The organism is Nocardioides stalactiti (assembly GCF_014180715.1).
Lineage (GTDB): Bacteria > Actinomycetota > Actinomycetes > Propionibacteriales > Nocardioidaceae > Nocardioides > Nocardioides stalactiti.
On the sequence record NZ_JACEFC010000221.1, the window covers coordinates 1 to 2,407 of the forward strand.

Annotated in this window: 4 protein-coding genes; 2 read left to right on the forward strand and 2 right to left on the reverse strand. The window is 74.1% G+C overall.

What is annotated here, in order from left to right; genetic code table 11:
• On the forward strand, positions 1 to 230 hold a 230-nt coding region (locus H0487_RS22445; RefSeq protein WP_183096414.1), incomplete at its 5' end, for a hypothetical protein.
• Here H0487_RS22445 and H0487_RS22450 read toward each other — a convergent pair.
• Positions 227 to 376, reverse strand: a complete 150-nt coding sequence (locus H0487_RS22450) for a hypothetical protein (protein WP_183096415.1) — start codon at positions 374 to 376, stop codon at positions 227 to 229. The genes H0487_RS22445 and H0487_RS22450 overlap by 4 nt on opposite strands.
• The gene (gene yczE, locus H0487_RS22455; RefSeq protein WP_220793703.1) at positions 373 to 1,044 is read right to left on the reverse strand and encodes a membrane protein YczE; all 672 of its coding nucleotides are present in this window, start codon (positions 1,042 to 1,044) and stop codon (positions 373 to 375) included. The genes H0487_RS22450 and yczE overlap by 4 nt, the downstream gene beginning before the upstream one ends.
• 61 nt (positions 1,045 to 1,105) lie before the next feature.
• Between yczE and yczR the strand changes: the two genes are divergently transcribed.
• A partial coding sequence (gene yczR, locus H0487_RS22460) for a MocR-like transcription factor YczR (RefSeq protein WP_183096416.1) occupies positions 1,106 to 2,407 on the forward strand: 1,302 nt, incomplete at its 3' end.

A 2,407-nucleotide genomic window follows, 5' to 3' on the forward strand; every position in this document is an offset into this window, starting at 1 on the left:
CGGCCACCGTCGGTACCGACGCCGGGCTCGAAGCCGCCGACGGACGCGCCAAGCTCCGACTGGAGCACGACGGCACGGTCAAGCGGGTCTCCGGAGCGGTGGTCGACGGTCTCTCCACGATCGTGCTGCCGCGGCTCGACCGGGGCCGGTGGGACGTGCGGATCACCTACGTCCGCGACGACTTCTACCGCCGGGGCCGCGGGGACGGATCGGTCCGGGTACGCCGTTAGCCCAGGAACCGGGCCGGGGGGCCTGAGGCACGGTCGACGGGGTGGGAGCGCGGGATCTCGCGCGGTCGGTCGAGCCCGAGCTCGCGCAGGCTGGCGACGACCCCGGCGACGGCGAGGATCGCGATCAGCAGCAGGAACAGGGTCATGGCGTGCTCCTCGCGGGGAGGTCGACGGTGAACAGGGGCAGGAACAGCTGGGTGAGCGGGCCGATCGTCAGGGCGTAGACGACGGTCCCGGCACCGAGGACCCCGCCGAGCAGGAGCCCGACGAGGACGACCGCGACCTCGAGCAGGGTGCGGACCAGGCGCAGCGAGACGCCGGTCCGGCGGTGCAGGCCGGTCATCAGCCCGTCGCGCGGGCCGCGGCCGAGCTGGGCGCCGATGTAGAGGCCGGACGCGAGACCGCAGAGGACGACGCCGCCGACCATGAGGGCGATCCGGCCGGCGAGGACGGACGGCTCGTCGAGCAGCCACAGGGTCGCGTCGGCCGAGAGCCCGACGAGCAGGGCGTTGGCGATGGTGCCGATCCCGGGCTGCTCGCGCAGCGGGATCCACAGGACCAGGACCACGAAGCTCATCAGCACGACGGCCTGGCCCAGCGTGATCGGCACGTGGCGGATGAGGCCGGAGTGGAGGACGTCCCAGGGGGCGAGGCCGACGTTGCCGCGCACCATCAGCCCCAGGCTGACGCCGTACAGGACCAGACCGACGACGAGCTGCGGGAGCCGTCGTCCTAGCCGGCCGGCGCGGAGCTGGGCGATCGGGCCCAGATCGACGAGCGCCCGGGCCGGGACGGTGGAGGTCATGGTCGTCATACATCAATGATCATGACGAGTGGCCTTTTATGAAATAGCCACTTGTGATCTACTGGACTGCATGTCGCAGTCCATTTCGGCCGCTCGCGTGGCCACGCTGGTCGGGACCTTCGACCGCTCCCCCGCCTACGTCGGACTCGCCGACGCGCTGCGCGAGCTCGTCGGCGACGGCCGGATCGGCTACGGCACCCGGCTCCCCAGCGAGCGGGACCTCACTACCGAGCTCGGCGTCTCACGCACCACCGTCACCCGGGCCTACGCCGTCCTGCGCGACTCCGGGTTCGCCGAGGCGCGGCACGGCTCGGGCACGTTCACCCGGCTGCCCGGCGGACCCACCCGCGCCTACGACCGGGCGCTCTGGCCCACCGACGTGACCCCTGGCTACATCGACCTGGTCTGCGCGGCCGCGACCGCGCCGCCGGGGATCGCCGCCGCCTACGCCGAGGCCGCCGCCGACCTCCCCGCCCACCTCGGCGGCCACGGCTACTACCCCGCCGGGATGCCGGACCTCCAGGCCGCCATCGCCGCGTCGTACGACGACCGCGGCCTGCCGACCGCGCCGGAGCAGATCATCGTCACGGCCGGCGCGCTCGCGGCGAGCGCCGTCGTCGGAAGCGCGCTCGCCGGGTCGCGCGACCGGGTCCTCATGGAGTCGCCGACCTACCCCAACGCCGTGCAGGCGCTGCGGACCGGCGGTGGGCGGCTCGTGACCATCACGCTCGACCCTGACGGGTGGGACCTCGAGGCGGTCGCCCAGGTGCTCGCCCGGCGTACGCCCCGGCTCGTCCACGTCATGCCCGACCACCACAACCCGACCGGGCTCGTGATGTCCGACGAGGACCGGGCGACGTACGCACGGCTGCTGGCGAAGCACGGCGCCACCGCGGTCGTCGACGAGGCGCACCACACGCTCCGGCTCGACGGGGACCCGGCCCAGCAGCCGTTCGCGTCGTACTCCTCGGACGCGGTGACGGTCGGCAGCGCCAGCAAGAGCATCTGGGGCGGGCTCCGGCTCGGCTGGATCCGCGCTCCGCACGGCCTCGTCGACCAGCTCACCCGGGCGCGGGTCGGCCTGGACCTCGGCGCTCCGATCATGGAGCAGCTGGTCCTGACCCGGCTGCTCACCGGTGACTTCGACGCCGTGCTCGCCGCCCACCGGCTGCGGCTGCGCGAGCAGCGCGACGCCCTCGTCGCGGCGCTGGGCCGCGAGCTCCCCGAGTGGACCTTCCGCAAGCCGTCCGGCGGCATGGCGCTGTGGTGCCGCCTCCCCGGAGCCGGAGCCACCGCCCTGTCGGCGGAGGCCGAGCGGCACGGGGTCCTGCTCGCCCCCGGCCCGTCGTTCGCCCCCGAGGGCGGCCTCGAC

Coding starts and splice junctions, on each gene's coding strand:
- H0487_RS22450 (WP_183096415.1), bottom strand. CDS start 376: ATGACCCTGTTCCTGCTGCTGATCGCGATCCTCGCCGTCGCCGGGGTC.
- yczE (WP_220793703.1), bottom strand. CDS start 1,044: ATGACGACCATGACCTCCACCGTCCCGGCCCGGGCGCTCGTCGATCTG.